The organism is Catellatospora sp. KI3, from assembly GCF_029948125.1.
Taxonomy (GTDB): Bacteria; Actinomycetota; Actinomycetes; order Mycobacteriales; family Micromonosporaceae; genus Catellatospora.
On sequence record NZ_JASAMB010000016.1, the window covers coordinates 1 to 14,693 of the forward strand.

Here is a 14,693-nt window from a genome sequence, read left to right on the forward strand (position 1 = left end):
CGCCATCGGGGCTGGTGGGCTCGTCGTTGCCGCAGGCGGCGAGCAGGAGCGCGCCGGCGCTGGCACCGGCGATACCCAGCAGCGATCTGCGGGAGAGGTGCGCGGTCATAGCCGTCCCTTCGAGGTACTGGCATGTACTCGGGTGCCGACCGTGGTCGGCCGTGGGGGATGAGCTGAGCAATACCGGTTCCGAAACTTTCAGCATCGAGCCGGTCGTTTTCAAATGATGGCGGGCACGTTACGACCCTTGTATGTCAACGGTCAAGGGCTGTTGCAATCGCGATGAGATCGCTATGGTGGGCGAGAATTCCGGGCGACCTCCTCCGAAACTTCCGGAGCCAGGTCGGAAGCAGGTACGTCAGAGGAGACTGAACATGTCGACCGACTTCGCAGACGTCGTGACGGCCGCGCGGTCCATCCGCAACCCGGTCCTGACCGGGTTCCACCCGGACCCGTCGATCCTGCGCGTGGGCGACGACTACTACCTGGCCACCTCGACGTTCGAGTGGTACCCCGGCGTACGCGTGCACCACTCCCGCGACCTGGTCCACTGGCGCCCGCTCGGCGGCATCATCAACGAGAAGCGCCTGCTGGACCTGCGCGGCTGCGGCGACTCCAACGGCGTCTGGGCCCCCGACCTCACCTGGCACGACGGCCTGTTCTACCTGGTCTACAGCGACGTCGCCAGCTTCGCCTCCGGCTTCTGGGACCCGCAGAACTACCTCACCACCGCGCCCAGCATCGACGGCCCCTGGTCGGACCCGGTCAAGCTGCACTCGCACGGCTTCGACGCGTCGCTGTTCCACGACCCCGACGGCACCACGTGGCTCCTGGCCATGTCGGCCGACTGGCGCCCCGGCCGCGACCGCTTCGGCGGCATCGAGATCCAGCGCTACGACCGCGACAAGCGGCAACTCGTCGGCACCGCCCAGATCATCTACACCGGCACCGACGCGGGCCTCACCGAAGGCCCCCACCTGCACCACCACGACGGCTGGTACTACCTGCTCACCGCCGAGGGCGGCACCAGCTGGCAGCACCAGGCCACCATCGCCCGCTCGCGCAACCTCCACGGCCCCTACCTCGCCGACCCCGGCGGCCCCCTGCTCACCTCCCACGGCCACCCCGACCTGGCCCTGCAGAAAGCAGGCCACGGCAGCCTCGTCCAGACCCAGAACGGCGACTGGTACCTCGCCCACCTCGTCGGACGCCCCTACACCCCGCTGGGCAACTGCGTCCTCGGCCGCGAGACGGCCATCCAGAAGGTCGACTGGCCAGCGGGCGGCTGGCCGTCCATCCCCGGCGGCATCCCCGCCGAGGAGATCCCGGCGCCGGACCTGCCGATCCACCTCTGGCCCGCGGAACCGGCCACCGATCACTTCGACGCGCCGACCCTCGGCCCGGCCTGGTCCACGCTGCGCCGACCCGCCACCCCCGACTGGATCGACCTCACCACCAGGCCCTCGCACCTGCGCATCCGGGGCGGTCAGTCACCCGTGGGCAGGCAGGCCCCGAGCCTGGTCGCCCGCCGGGTCGGTGCCACCCGCTGCGCACTGGAGACGGTCGTCGAGTTCGACCCGGCCGACCACCGCCACCTGGCCGGGGTCACGGCCTACTACAACACCGCCAACTGGCACCACGCCTACCTCACCCGAGCCGACGACGGCCGCCGCACTCTCGAACTGCTGACCTGCGACCACGGCCGCCTCACCGCGTATCCGCACCTCACCGTCGACACGAGCGAAGCCGGCGGCGTCGGCCTGCGCGCCACCTTCGACGGGCCCACCGTCCACTTCGCCTACAACCTGGGCGCGGGCTGGCACAGCATCGACCACCGGTTCGACGCCACGATCCTGTCCGACGAGCACGCCGCCACCGTCATCGACGGCGAACCCGCCGCCTGGGGCTTCACCGGCGCCTTCCTCGGACTCTGGGTCCAGGACCTCGGCAACGACGGCATCCACGCCGACTACGACCACGCCACCTACCACGAACACTGACGCACCAGGGGACACCCGGCAGTTTCGGGGAAAGTGCAGGAATCGGCGCCATGAATCCTGCACTTTCCCTGGAAGTGCACCAACCCACATCCGGAGCGGATCCATCGGCGGGCTGGGCCGGGTCCGCGTGATCGCCGACTTGCGGTCCATCAGGAAGGACATCCACATGAACGTCAGACGGTGGCTCACCGTCGGCGCCGTCGCCCTCGTCGCGGCCGGTGCCCTGAACGCCATGCCCGCCACGGCCGGCCACGTGACCGACCCCGCCGACCAGAGCCTGCGCACCCTCGGTATGCGCCACGACCTGTTCATCGGCACCGCCGTCGACATGGCGGCCCTGGCCGACCCGGCCGACCCGCAGTACCGGGAGAAGGTCGCCGCGGAGTTCTCCTCGGTCACCGCGGAGAACGTGATGAAGTGGGAGAGCCTGGAGCCCACCCGCGGCACCTACGACTGGGGACCGGCCGACGAGCTGATCGCCTTCGCCAAGCAGAACAGGCAGCGCGTGCGCGGGCACGTGCTGGTGTGGCACAACCAGCTCCCCGGCTGGCTGACCGCCGGGGTCGCCGACGGCACGATCAGCGACACCGAGCTGCGCGACATCCTGAAGAACCACATCACCAACGTGGTACGGCACTTCAAGGGCAAGATCTGGCAGTGGGACGTGGTCAACGAGGCCGTCAGCGACCCGTGGGACAACCCGCCGACGCTGCACTACAAGGGCTTCTGGGCCCAGCACCTGGGCGAAGGGTATGTCGCCGACGCGTTCCGCTGGGCGCGTGCCGCCGACCCGAAGGCGCTGCTGTTCTACAACGACTACAACATCGAGGCGTTCGGCTCGGGCAACCCGGCCGATGACAAGACCCAGTTCGTGTACGACATGGTCAAGCAGCTGCGCGACAGCGGTGTGCCGATCGACGGGGTGGGCAGCCAGGGCCACCTGGGCACCCAGTACGGCAACTACGACACCTTCCAGGTCGCCGACGCGCTCAAGCGGTTCGGTGATCTCGGTCTGGCCACGGCGTTCACCGAGGTGGACGTGCGCAGCCAGCTGACGGAGAAGGTGCGGGCGGGCGACTCCAACGAGATCAACCCGCGGCTGCAGGCCTCGGCGGGCAACTTCAGCGTGCTGCTGCAGGCATGCCTGTCCAGCCGGCACTGCCTCTCCTTCACGGTGTGGGGCTTCACGGACAAGCACTCGTGGGTGCCGACCTGGTTCACCGACCCGCCGGAGGGCCTGGCCACCCTGTACGACGAGAACTACCAGCCCAAGCGCGCGTACAACATCGTGAAGGCGGACCTGGTCTTCGCCGGCGCGCCGTACGTGCTGCCGCGCATCCCGCAGCGGCCCCGCCGCTGATCCGCTTCCGGTAGCTCGTGCGTCAGGCCGCCGTGGCGACTCGCCCGGCGGCCTGGACCGCGTGCCGTGATGAACCGAATAAGTCCTGATGGAGACGCCTTTTGTGCGATCAGGACGGACCGATACTTTTCCGGAAGTTGTTGACGCTGTTACGGGCTCGTGTTCAGAATGAGGTCCGCCGATCACATAGCCCGGTGTCCATGTTCGGGCTCGTCGGTGTGCGATGCGGTGACTCCCTACCGCCGCAGCGCGTCAATCCTCACTGCCCGAGGAGGTACCCATGTCATCCGCGCAGCTCCTGCGGCGGCGGGCGCTCGTCGCCCTCACCGCGGCCGCGACCGTCGCCGCGGGCGCGGTCGCCGTGCTGGCGACGGCCAGTCCGGCGGCGGCGGCCACCTGCAGCGCCGGATACGTCGCGCTCACCTACGACGACGGCCCGATCGCCGGGACCACCGGCAACCTGCTCAACGCGCTGACCGCCAACGGTGTGCGCGCCACGTTCTTCAACATCGGCCAGAAGGCTCAGGCCAACCCGTCGCTGGTGCAGGCGCAGAAGAACGCCGGGATGTGGATCGGCAACCACAGCTGGACCCATCCGCACCTGACCCAGCTGTCCACCGCCCAGATCACCTCGGAGATCAGCCAGACCCAGCAGGTGCTCCAGCAGGCCACCGGCGTCGCGCCGAAGCTGTTCCGGCCGCCTTACGGCGAGACCAACGCGACGCTGAAGTCGGTCGAGTCGCAGTTCGGGCTCACCGAGGTGCTGTGGAGCGTCGACAGCCAGGACTGGAACGGCGCGAGCACCGCCCAGATCGTGCAGGCGGCCGGGAACCTCGGCAACGGCGGCGTGATCCTGATGCACGACGGCTACCAGAACACGGTCAACGCGATCCCGCAGATCGTCGCCAACCTGAACAGCCGCAACCTGTGCGCGGGCATGATCTCGCCGAGCACCGGCCGGGCCGTCGCCCCCGACGGCAGCACCCCGCCCAGCGCCAGCCCCACGTCCGGGGGCGGCGGCGGTGGCGGCTGCACGGCGACGTACCGGGAGACGCAGCGGTGGGGGGACCGGTTCAACGGCGAGGTGACGGTCCGGGCGGGATCGACCGCGATCACCAGCTGGACCGCGACGGTGACCGTACGCGCGCCGCAGAAGGTGTCGGCGGTGTGGAACGGCAGCCCGAGCTGGGACAGCAGCGGCAACGTGATGACGGTCCGGCCCAGCGGCAACGGCAGCCTGCCCGCGGGCGGGTCCACCACGTTCGGGTTCACCGTGATGGCCAACGGCCAGTGGGCCGCGCCGACCGTCTCCTGCCGTACTCCCTGATGACCCGCCCGGTCGGCGGTCCGGTCCAGGACAGCGGACCGCCGACCGGGCGCCCCTGCCAGGAAAGGCCGATCATTATGCTCCTGCCGACCCGCGGTCTGCCACGTGCCGCGATCGCGCTCGGCGCGCTCAGCCTCGCGCTGGGTGCGGCCGGTCCCGCCGAAGCCCGCCCCCGCGCCACCGCCGACATCGTCGACACCGCGCGCGGACACGGCGACGTCGTCAGCTTCACCTTCGACGACGGGCCCAACCCCGCCGACACGCTGCGGCTGCTGGACGTCCTGCGCCGCCACCACGTCAAGGCCGTGTTCTGCCTGTGGGGCGACCACGTCGTCGAGCACCCCGACGTCGTACGCCGAATCGTCGCCGCAGGTCACACCCTGTGCAACCACAGCATGCACCACGACGACCTGAGCGCCCTGACGCCCGAGCAGATCGAGGCGGACCTGGCCGAGACCAGTGCGGCGATCCGCCGGGCGGTGCCGGGAGCGCGCATTCCCTACTTCCGCGCCCCGTTCGGCGCGTGGGGGCAGACGCCGGAGATCGCGGCGCGGCTGGGCATGCAGCCGCTCGGCTGGCGCCTGGCCATCAGCGACTGGGAACCGCCGGGCACGGACGTGCTGGTGCAGCGGCTGCGCGACGGCATCACGCCCGGCGCGGTGGTGCTGATGCACGACGGCGGCGGCGACCGCAGCCAGACCGTCGACGCCGTGGACCGCATCATCCCCGAGCTGCGCGCCGACCACTACCGCTTCACCCTGCCGCAGCCCCCCGGCCACGCCTCCTGAACCCGTCCGGGCGCGGACGGCCCTGCCCACCGCCCGCCCCCGGACGCCCCGCCCGCCCGGCCCCCGGTCGAGGGTGCAGTTTCGGGGAAAGTGCAGGAAAGGGGGCCAAGATTCGTGCACTTTCCCCGAAACTGCGGCGATCACGGGGACGGTGCGGCGATCACGGGGACGGTGCGGCGGGCGCGACGTGGCTGGGCGGGCGCGGGTGGAGGGTGGCGGGGGAGGGGCGGCGGTGGGCTACCGCGAAGGAGAGCAGGCCCATGAGCGCCGCGATCACCGCCGCCACGGCGTACACGGTGGGTAGTCGGACGCCCGCGGCCAGGACCGGGCCGACGCCGAACGCGGCGATGCCGTAGCCGAGCTGGTAGCAGGCGATGACGCCGCCCGCGACCGCACCGGAGATCGGGGTCAGCTCGGCCTGGCCGAAGCTGATGGTCAGCGGCAGCAGCGCCGAGCAGCCGATGCCCGCCATGCCGAACGCGAGCACCGCCAGCCCCGGCATGCCCGAAGGCAGCAGCGCGATCAGCACGAACACGGCCGCGAGTAGGAACGGCAGGCTGTGGTACACGGTCCGGGCGCCGATGACCGAGTGCGCGGCGGCGAAGCCGATCCGGCCGAGCGTGACCATCGCCCAGAACGCGGTCAGCGCGAGCGCCGCCGTGGTCGCCGACCCGCCCAGGCTGCCGGTGATGTCGAGGGTGGACCAGTTGCCGTTGACGGTCTCGCACATGCCGTAGAGCACGGCGAAGGCGGCGTACGCCCAGAACCGGGCCGGAACGGCCGACCGGCCGCCGGCCGCCGGTGCCGCGGTGGCGGTGCGCATCGGCAGCGGCAGGCTCACCAGCAGCAGGCCGACCAGCAGCAGGGTCGACAGCACGGGCAGGCCCCACCAGAAGCCGAGCCCGACGAACAGCGCCACGAACACCGGCGCCAGCGCGGTGCCCAGCCCCAGCAGCGCGTTGAGCACCAGCACCGCCGAGTCCACGCGGCCCGGGTGGAACGCGGCGGCCAGCGAGTTGAGCGCCGGGACGGCGAGGCCGAACCCGGCGCCCAGCGCGGCGGTGGCGCCCAGCAGCAGCGGGTACGCGCCCGCCTGGTGCATCACCGGGATGCTGGCCAGCAGCAGCACCATGGACAGCAGCGAGCAGCCCAGCCCGGCCAGGTACACCGGCTTGGTGCCCCAGCGGCGCGACAGCAGCGCCCCGAGCAGCGAGGCGGTGATGGCCAGCACCACCTGCGGCAGGAACATCCCGCCGTACCGGGTGCTGGACAGCCCGTACTCCGCGGGGTCGGTGAAGATGGTGCTCGCCGCCGGGATGGTGACCAGGACGATGCCCTGGACCACCCCGGCGATGTTGACGACCAGCCCTTCGGTCCGGGTGGCCATGGCGGGTCAGCGCACCTGGTCCTGACCGGCCGCCGTGGTGGCGGGTGCGGCGGCGCCCATCCGCTGCAGCAGGTGGTCGCCGACGCGCAGGGCGTTGGCCATCGCCGTCAGCGCCGGGTTGACCGCCCCGATGCTCGGGAAGCAGCTGGTGTCCACGACGTACAGGTTGTCCAGCTCGTGGGCCTTGCAGTTGGCGTCGAGCACGGAGCTGTTCGGGTCGTCGCCGAACCGGCAGGTGCCCGCCTGGTGCGCGACGCCCGCGATCGGGATGTCGCTCTTCATGTACGCGAACCGGTGGATCAGGTGCCCCGAGTGCATGCCGAGGTGCCCGAGCATCGACTTGAGCTGGTGGTACAGCCGCTCGGCGGCGGTCGGGTTGCTCTTGCGGTACGCCAGCCTGATGTTGCCGTCCGGCCCGAGCGTGACCCGGTTCTCGGCCAGCGGCAGGTCCTCGGTGGACAGCCAGAAGTCGACCGCGTGCCGGGCGACGTCGGCCAGCGCCCAGGTCGGGGCGAGCTTGGTGGCCAGCGGCTTCTCGCCGCGGAACATGTCCGGCTGCGACTTGCCGATCATCTGGATGTTGCCCATGGGGTAGTCGAAGTCCGGGCCCCGGAAGTAGAAGTCGTTGACGCCCAGCGTCTTCTGGAAGACGGTCGGGTTGGGCTCCTTCGACAGGGCCAGCACCGCCTGGCTGTCGTGGAACATGTAGTTGCGGCCGACCTGGTCGGAGCCGTTGGCCAGGCCGCGCGGGTGCTTGTCGGTGGCCGAGGCCAGCAGCAGCTTGGCCGAGTTGGCGGCACCGGCGGACAGCACCACGATGTCGGCGCTGTAGCGCTCCTCGTGGCCCTCGTGGTTGACGACGACAGTGGTGACGGACGTTCCGGCCGCGTTGGTCTCCAGCCGGACGACCTCGGCGTGGGTGAGCATCTCCACGTTCGGCTGCTCGAGCGCGGGGCGTACGCCGAAGACCTCGGCGTCGGACTTGGCGTGCAGCGGGCACGGGAAGCCGTCGCAGCTCTGGCAGCGGACGCAGACGCTGTAGGGCATGTTGTTCTCGATGAGGCGGATGCCGCACGGGGCGTGGAACGGGTGGTAGCCCGCCGCCGCCAGGTCGTCGGAGAGCTGCTGGATGCGCGGCTCGTGCGAGACGGCCGGGAACGGGTACGGCGCGCTGGCGGGCGGCTCGGTCGGGTCCTCGCCCCGGGCCCCGTGCACCTGGTACATCTGCTCGGCGAGCGTGTAGTACGGCTCGATCTGGTCGTAGCTGATGGGCCAGGCCGGCGACACCCCGTCGTGGTGCTGCAGCTGCCCGAAGTCCTCGCGGCGCAGCCGGTACAGCGCGGCGCCGTAGAGCTTGGTGGCCCCGCCGACGAAGTAGTGCACCTGCGGCTGGAACGGCTTGCCGTCCCCGCTGTACCAGGTGTCCGGCGAGATGTACCGGTTGTCGATGAAGACGTCGGCGGCGCTCCAGTTCTCCGGCTCGCGGGGCAGCCAGTCGCCGCGCTCCAGCAGCAGGATGCGCTTGCCCGAGCCGGCCAGGTGCCGGGCCAGCGTGCCGCCGCCCGCGCCGGTGCCGATGATGATGACGTCGTAGCTGTCCACGGTCATATCTCCTCGAGTAGCTCGGCCAGGATGATCCGCCCGGCCGCCTCGATGAGGGCCAGGTGGGAGAACGCCTGCGGGAAGTTGCCGAGGTGGCGGCCGGTGTCGACCTCGAACTCCTCGGCGTACAGGCCCAGCGGCGAGGCGACGGCCAGCAGCCGCTCCATCAGGTCGCGGGCGCGGTGCATGTCGCCGACCGCGGCCAGCGCCGACACCAGCCAGAACGAGCAGATGAGGAAGGTGCCCTCCTTGCCGCTCATGCCGTCGTCGGTCTCGTCGGTGCGGTAGCGCAGCACGAACCCGTTCTCGCTGAGCTCGTCGGCGATGGCCTCGACGGTCTTGCGCAGCCGCTCGTCCTCGGGCGGCAGGAAGCCGAACAGCACCGCGAGCAGGTTGGACGCGTCGAGGGCGTCGGTGTGGTAGTGCTGGCGCAGCACGCCGCGCTCGCTCACGCCGTTGGCGAGGATGTCGTCGCGGATCTGCTCGGCGACGTCGCGCCAGGCCGCGCCCTGCGCCTGGTCGCCGCGGATGTCGGCCAGGGTCGCCGCCCGGTCCAGCGCCACCCAGCACATCAGCTTCGACGACACGTAGTGCTGCGGTTCGCCGCGGGCCTCCCAGATGCCCTGGTCGGGCTGCTGCCACACCTTCGCGGCGCACTCGGCCTGGGACTGCACGATCGGCCACAGCCGCCTGGGCAGCCGCCGGCTGTGCCGGGTGTGCAGCAGGATCGAGGCGAGCACGGCGCCGTAGACGTCGTTCTGGCGCTGGTCGAAGGCGCCGTTGCCGATGCGCACCGGGCGGGCGCCGTCGTAGCCGGACAGGTCGTCGCGGGTGGACTCGGTGAGGTCGCGGCGGCCGTCGATGCCGTACATGATCTGCAGGGAGCCGTCCTCGGTCGCCTCGACGTCGGCGATGAACTGCATGAACTCGTCGGCTTCCCAGTTCAGGTTGAGCCAGTGCAGCGCCTTGAGGGTGAAGGTGGTATCGCGCATCCAGGTGTAGCGGTAGTCCCAGTTGCGCTCGCCGCGCGGGGTCTCCGGCAGCGAGGTGGTCAGCGCGGCGACGGTGGCGCCGGTGGGCATGTAGGTCAGGCCCTTGATGACCAGCGCGGAGCGCTGCAGCGCCTCGCGCCAGCGGTGGTCGGGCACCCGCGCCCCCGCCAGCCAGGTGCGCCAGTAGTCGGTGGTCTGCTCGACCATCTCGTAGGCGCGCTGCTCGCCGGGCAGGTCGCGGGTCGGTGCGCCCCAGGCCAGCACGCAGTACGCCTGCTCGCCCTGGTGCAGCACGTGGCGGCCGCGGACCCGGCCGCCCTCGATGCCCAGCGCGAGGTCCGAGCGCAGGCGCAGGGTCTGGCCGTGGCCGGCGGTCGCGGCGGTGGAGTCGTCCAGCAGCGTCCACGCGGCGGGGGTACGGCCGTAGTCGAACACCGGCTCGCAGATCAGCTCCAGTTCGACCTGCCCCTTGAGGCACCGCGCGGTGCGTACCAGCACGTGCGCGGCGTCGTAGTCGGCCGGTGGCCGGGTGTGTGGGGTGACCTCGCACTCACCGGTGCGCTCGGTGACCACCAGCGCGTCGGTGACCACCATCCAGCCCGACGGGGTGCGCCACGTCGTCTCCAGCACGAGCGTGCCGGGCAGGTAGTAGCGGGCCGACGGATGTGCGATGCCGTAGGGCGCGAACCGGAACGTGCCCGCCTCGCGGTCCAGCAGGCTGGCGAAGACGCTGGGCGAGTCGAAGCTCGGCACGCACAGCCAGTCGACCGAGCCGTCGGCGGCGATGAGCGCGCCGGTGTGGCAGTCGGACAGGAACGCGTACTCGGCGATCGGCGGGAACGGCGAGACCGCCGCGGCGGTCGGCTGCTCGGTGGTGGCTGTGTCGACCGCGGTCATCGCGGCCGCCTGGGGTCAGTGGTTCGCACGGCGCCAGCCTATGACCGCATATGACAGTTATTCAGAAGAACTGGGGCTTTGGTCGGACTCGCCGTGTGAGGATGGCGGGCAGGACCAGGGCACCAGTCTTCAACCAGTCACGGGGCGATGATGGATGCGGACGTGAGGGTAGTCATCGTGGGCGGCGGCTTCGCGGGCGTCGCCTGCGCCAAGCGGCTGGCCGACGAGTCCGGCGTACGGGTCGAGCTGCTCGACAAGGCCGGCTACCACCAGTTCCAGCCGCTGCTGTACCAGGTGGCCACGGCGGAGCTGACCTCCGACGACATCCGGTTCGACCTGTGCCACCTGTTCCGCGACAGCCCGAACGTCACCGTGCGCAAGGCCGAGGCGACCGCCGTCGACCCGCACTCCCGGACCGTCACGCTCGACGACGGGCAGCTGCTGGAGGCGGACTTCCTGGTGCTGGCGGCCGGTGCCCAGCCCGACTTCTTCCGCACCCCGGGCGCGGCCGAGCACGCGTTCCCGCTGTACAGCGTCGAGCAGGCCCGTGCCGTGCGCGGCCGGATACTGACCATCCTCGAAGACGTCAAGCAGCGCCCGGAGCTGGTGGACCAGGGCGCGCTGAACTTCGTCATCGTCGGCGGCGGCCCCACGGGCGTGGAGACCGCCGGCGCGCTGGGCGAACTCATCCACGACGTGCTGCCCCACGCCTACCGCGGGCTGCCGCTGGACCGCGCCCAGGTGATCCTGGTCGACGCCGGACCCGCGCTGCTGACCGCCTTCTCCGACCAGGCCGGCGGCTACGCCGCGAAGCAGCTGGCCAAGCGCGGCGTACGGCTGTGCCAGAACACCCGCGTCAAGCAGGTCGACCCGGACCAGGTCACGCTCTCCGACGGCGAGGTCGTCAAGACCAGGCTGGTGGTCTGGGGCGGCGGCGAGAAGGCCGCCGACGTCGCCGCGACGGGCGGTCTGCCGACCGGCCGGGGTGGGCGGGTCGACGTCGGCACCGACCTGACCGTGCCCGGCTTCCCGCGCGTGTACGCCCTCGGCGACGTCGCGAACATCCCCTCCGGCGGCGAGTCCGCGCTGCCGCAGCTGGGCAGCGTCGCGCAGCAGTCGGGCCGCTGGGCCGCCGACAACATCCTGGCCGAGGTGCGCGGCCGGTCGCCGCACCCGTTCCACTACCGGGACAAGGGCATCATGGCGATGATCGGCCGGAAGGCGGCGATCGCCGAGGTGGGGGCGCACCGGCACGAGATCCACGGCGACTTCGCGTTCGCGGCCTGGCTGGGCGTGCACATGCAGCTGCTGGACAGCATCGGCGCGCAGCTCAAGGCGTACGTCGCCTGGGCGCAGGAGTTCTACCTGCGCCCCGACCACCGCTCCGCCGAGCTGCTGGAGCCCTCCCGCATCGACAGCCCCCGCATCGACTGGGACCAGAAGAGCTGACCGGCGACGGTGACATCACTGGCGGAAGGAACGAAGACATGCGGGTAGTGGTGGACCTGACGAAGTGCGAGGGGTACGCGCAGTGCGCCTTCCTGGCGCCGGAGGCGTTCCGCATGGTCGGCGACGAGGCGCTGATGTTCGACCCGTCGCCCCCCGACGAGCTGCGGGAGAAGGTCCTGCGGGCCGCCGCGGCATGCCCGGTGCAGGCGCTGCAGGTCGACTTCGCCGATCTGCCGCCGCACTCCCAGGGCGAGTCGACGGCCTGGCACGGGGAGGGCAGGCTGGGGCAGGACGGGCGCGTCGTGATCGTGGGCGCGTCGCTGGCCGGCCTCAAGGCGGCCGAGCAGCTGCGCGCGGAGGGGTTCCCCGGCTCGATCACGATGATCGGCGACGAGCCGGAGGAGCCCTACGACCGGCCGCCACTGTCCAAGCAGGTGCAGACCGGCTGGGCCCACTCCGCGGACACCACGCTGCCCCGGCGCCGGGAGATCGACGCGGACTGGAAGCTCGGCGTCGCCGCGACCGCGCTCGACCTCGACCGCAAGACGGTGACCCTGGCCGACGGGCAGGAGGTCGGCTTCGACCGGCTGCTGATCTCCACCGGCGTACGGGCCCGGCCCTGGCACGTCCCGGAGGAGGCGGCGCTGGACGGCGTGTTCACCATCCGCACCCGCGCCGACGCGACGGGGCTGCGCGAGCGGCTGATGAGCAAGCCGAGCCGGGTGCTGGTGATCGGTTCGGGCTTCACCGGCTCCGAGATGGCGTCGGTCTGCGTCGAGCTGGGCATCCCGGTGCTGGTGGCCGAGGCGGGCCCGGCGCCGCTGGCCGGGGCGCTGGGCGGCGTGATCGGTCGGATCGCGGGCGGGATCATGCGCGAGCACGGGGTCGACCTGCGTACCAACACGATGGTCACCTCGCTGCAGGGCGAGGACGGCAAGCTGCGGCGGGCGCTGCTGTCCGACGGCACCACCGTCGACGTGGACGTGGCCGTCGTCGCGCTGGGCGGCATCCGCAACGTGGAGTGGCTGGAGAGCTCGCGCCTGGCCGTCGGCGTCTGGGGCGTGGCCTGCGACGCGGGCTGCCGCGCGTTCGACGCCAACGGGCTGGTCACCGACGACGTCTTCGTCGCCGGTGACGTGGCCCGCCAGCCGCAGCCGATGTTCGGCTACCAGTTCCTGGCCATGGAGCACTGGGGCAACTCGGTCAGCCAGGCCGAGGTCGCCGCGCACAACATGATCAGCGGCGAGAGCGACCGCTGGCCGCACCTGGAGGTGTCGGCGTTCTGGTCGCTGCAGTTCGGCAACAACATCAAGTCGGTGGGCGTGCCCGTGATCGCCGACCAGGTGGCGATCACGCAGGGGTCGGTGCAGAAGCGGCAGTTCGTCGCGGCGTACGGCTACAAGGGCCGGATCGTCGGCGCGGTCAGCTGGAACCAGGGCAAGTGGCTGGACTTCTACGAGCAGCAGATCGAGCAGGCCGCGCCCTTCCCGCCGCCGTACGACATGACCAACCCGCCCGAGGACCCCACGCCGGTGGCGGCGGAGTTCCCGGAGCGGACCTACCCGGGGCGCGAGGCCACCGTCATGGTCACCGGCCACGACCCGAGTGAGCGCCGCGCCACCCTCGTCCGCAACGCCCGCCGCCGCTGATCAGGAGCCGAGACCATGACCGAACCCAGCCTGTACGACCAGGTCCTCGACTACGAGAACCGGGCCAACCCGTGGCCGCTCTACGAGAAGCTGCGCTCGCAACCGGTATGGCAGGAGGCCGATGGCACCTTCGTCGTCAGCACCTACCGCGAGGCGCTCGCCCTGCAGCACGATCCGCGGGTGAGTTCCGACCCGGCCAACCTGCTGCCGGAGTTCGCCGCCATCCGCCCGCCGGGCGAGGGGGACGGGACCGCGACCGGCTTCATCCGCACGGATCCGCCCCGCCACGACGTGCTGCGCCGGATGGCGATGCGCCAGTTCGGACCGCCGCACCGCCCCGACTTCGTCGACAGCTTCACGCCGACTCTCCAGACCATCGTCGCGAAGCTGATCGACAAGCTGGCCGACCGGCAGCAGGCGGACATCGTCGACGACGTGGCGTACCCGCTGCCGGTGGCGGCCATCTGCCGGATGCTCGGCGTGCCGCCCGAGGACGAGCCCACGTTCAGCGCGTGGGTGGAGCCGATCGTCAACTCGCTGGGCAATCCCACGCCGGAGCAGTTGCAGGAGCGTACGCACGCGATCCAGGCCATGGCGAACTACATGTTCGAACTGGCCCAGCGCCGCCGGGCCGAACCCGGAGACGACATGATCTCGGGGTATGTGACCGACGACGGTCCGGACGGGCGGCTGGAGGGCGCCGACCTGTTCGGCACGCTGGTCCTGCTGCTGATCGCGGGGCACGAGACCACCGTCAACCTGATCACCAACGGCTGGCTGACCCTGCAGCGCCACCCCGAGGTCCTGCAGCGGCTGCGCACCGAACCCGCGTTCGTCATCCGCCTGGTCGAGGAGCTGCTGCGCTACGAACCGCCGGTGCACATCCTGCCGTTCCGTACGCCGACGAACGACATCGAGATCGGCGGGACGACCATCCGCAAGGGGCATCCGGTGGCGATCATGCTCGCCTCGGGCAACCGCGACCCGCACTGCATCCCGCACGCGGACCGGTTCGACCCCGACCGGGTCGGCAACGTGCACCTGTCGTTCGCCAGCGGCGTCCACTACTGCTTCGGCGCGCCGCTGGCCCGGCTGGAGGCGCAGGTGGCCCTGGTCGAGCTGGCCAAGCGGCTGGAGAACCCGCACCTGGTGGCCGACCCGCCGCCGTACCGGCCGAGTCCCGTGCTGCGGGGCCCGATCCACCTGCCGATCACCTACGACCGCGTCAGCCCGCGCTGACCC

Annotated in this window: 10 protein-coding genes; 7 read left to right on the plus strand and 3 right to left on the minus strand. The window is 71.2% G+C overall.

All coding sequences use genetic code 11. The features are described 5' to 3' along the window. The first annotated feature begins 374 nt into the window (after window positions 1–374). The 4 genes from QEZ54_RS23550 (at window position 375) to QEZ54_RS23565 (ending at window position 5,475) form a co-directional block, all read left to right on the plus strand. Window positions 375–2,000, plus strand: a complete 1,626-nt coding sequence (locus tag QEZ54_RS23550) for a glycoside hydrolase family 43 protein (protein WP_281306884.1) — start codon at window positions 375–377, stop codon at window positions 1,998–2,000. A gap of 166 nt (window positions 2,001–2,166) precedes the next feature. Next, a complete protein-coding gene (locus QEZ54_RS23555; protein ID WP_281306885.1) occupies window positions 2,167–3,360 on the plus strand; it encodes an endo-1,4-beta-xylanase in 1,194 nt (397 codons plus the stop codon). Between the two features lie 280 nt (window positions 3,361–3,640). Further along, window positions 3,641–4,687 carry a polysaccharide deacetylase family protein gene (locus tag QEZ54_RS23560; protein ID WP_281306886.1) on the plus strand — a complete coding sequence of 349 codons (1,047 nt, stop codon included), beginning with the start codon at window positions 3,641–3,643 and terminating at the stop codon, window positions 4,685–4,687. A gap of 77 nt (window positions 4,688–4,764) precedes the next feature. Further along, window positions 4,765–5,475, plus strand: a complete 711-nt coding sequence (locus QEZ54_RS23565; RefSeq protein ID WP_281306887.1) for a polysaccharide deacetylase family protein — start codon at window positions 4,765–4,767, stop codon at window positions 5,473–5,475. A 160-nt stretch (window positions 5,476–5,635) separates the two neighbouring features. Here the strand turns inward: QEZ54_RS23565 and QEZ54_RS23570 are convergent, their stop codons facing one another. The 3 genes from QEZ54_RS23570 to QEZ54_RS23580 are packed head-to-tail and all read right to left on the minus strand — an operon-like array spanning window position 5,636 to window position 10,353. Beyond that, a complete protein-coding gene (locus QEZ54_RS23570) occupies window positions 5,636–6,862 on the minus strand; it encodes an MFS transporter (RefSeq protein WP_281306888.1) in 1,227 nt (408 codons plus the stop codon). A gap of 6 nt (window positions 6,863–6,868) precedes the next feature. Continuing rightward, window positions 6,869–8,470, minus strand: a complete 1,602-nt coding sequence (locus tag QEZ54_RS23575; RefSeq protein ID WP_281306889.1) for a GMC family oxidoreductase — start codon at window positions 8,468–8,470, stop codon at window positions 6,869–6,871. Then, on the minus strand, window positions 8,467–10,353 hold the full coding sequence (locus tag QEZ54_RS23580) for a glycoside hydrolase family 15 protein (protein WP_281306890.1): 1,887 nt from the start codon (window positions 10,351–10,353) through the stop codon (window positions 8,467–8,469). The genes QEZ54_RS23575 and QEZ54_RS23580 overlap by 4 nt, the downstream gene beginning before the upstream one ends. A 162-nt stretch (window positions 10,354–10,515) precedes the next feature. Here QEZ54_RS23580 and QEZ54_RS23585 point away from each other — a divergent pair, with 162 nt between their 5' ends. The 3 genes from QEZ54_RS23585 to QEZ54_RS23595 are packed head-to-tail and all read left to right on the plus strand — an operon-like array spanning window position 10,516 to window position 14,690. Further along, window positions 10,516–11,802, plus strand: a complete 1,287-nt coding sequence (locus QEZ54_RS23585) for an NAD(P)/FAD-dependent oxidoreductase (RefSeq protein ID WP_281306891.1) — start codon at window positions 10,516–10,518, stop codon at window positions 11,800–11,802. Between the two features lie 38 nt (window positions 11,803–11,840). Continuing rightward, the gene (locus QEZ54_RS23590) at window positions 11,841–13,451 is read left to right on the plus strand and encodes an FAD-dependent oxidoreductase (RefSeq protein ID WP_281306892.1); all 1,611 of its coding nucleotides are present in this window, start codon (window positions 11,841–11,843) and stop codon (window positions 13,449–13,451) included. Window positions 13,452–13,466: 15 nt separating this feature from the next. Then, the gene (locus QEZ54_RS23595; RefSeq protein WP_281306893.1) at window positions 13,467–14,690 is read left to right on the plus strand and encodes a cytochrome P450; all 1,224 of its coding nucleotides are present in this window, start codon (window positions 13,467–13,469) and stop codon (window positions 14,688–14,690) included. The last annotated feature ends 3 nt before the right edge of the window (window positions 14,691–14,693 follow it).

Bases quoted from the DNA above. Each gene is read 5' to 3' on its own strand.
- QEZ54_RS23550 (WP_281306884.1), top strand. From the start codon at position 375: ATGTCGACCGACTTCGCAGACGTCGTGACGGCCGCGCGGTCCATCCGC.
- QEZ54_RS23555 (WP_281306885.1), top strand. From the start codon at position 2,167: ATGAACGTCAGACGGTGGCTCACCGTCGGCGCCGTCGCCCTCGTCGCG.
- QEZ54_RS23560 (WP_281306886.1), top strand. From the start codon at position 3,641: ATGTCATCCGCGCAGCTCCTGCGGCGGCGGGCGCTCGTCGCCCTCACC.
- QEZ54_RS23565 (WP_281306887.1), top strand. From the start codon at position 4,765: ATGCTCCTGCCGACCCGCGGTCTGCCACGTGCCGCGATCGCGCTCGGC.
- QEZ54_RS23570 (WP_281306888.1), bottom strand. From the start codon at position 6,862: ATGGCCACCCGGACCGAAGGGCTGGTCGTCAACATCGCCGGGGTGGTC.
- QEZ54_RS23575 (WP_281306889.1), bottom strand. From the start codon at position 8,470: ATGACCGTGGACAGCTACGACGTCATCATCATCGGCACCGGCGCGGGC.
- QEZ54_RS23580 (WP_281306890.1), bottom strand. From the start codon at position 10,353: ATGACCGCGGTCGACACAGCCACCACCGAGCAGCCGACCGCCGCGGCG.
- QEZ54_RS23590 (WP_281306892.1), top strand. From the start codon at position 11,841: ATGCGGGTAGTGGTGGACCTGACGAAGTGCGAGGGGTACGCGCAGTGC.
- QEZ54_RS23595 (WP_281306893.1), top strand. From the start codon at position 13,467: ATGACCGAACCCAGCCTGTACGACCAGGTCCTCGACTACGAGAACCGG.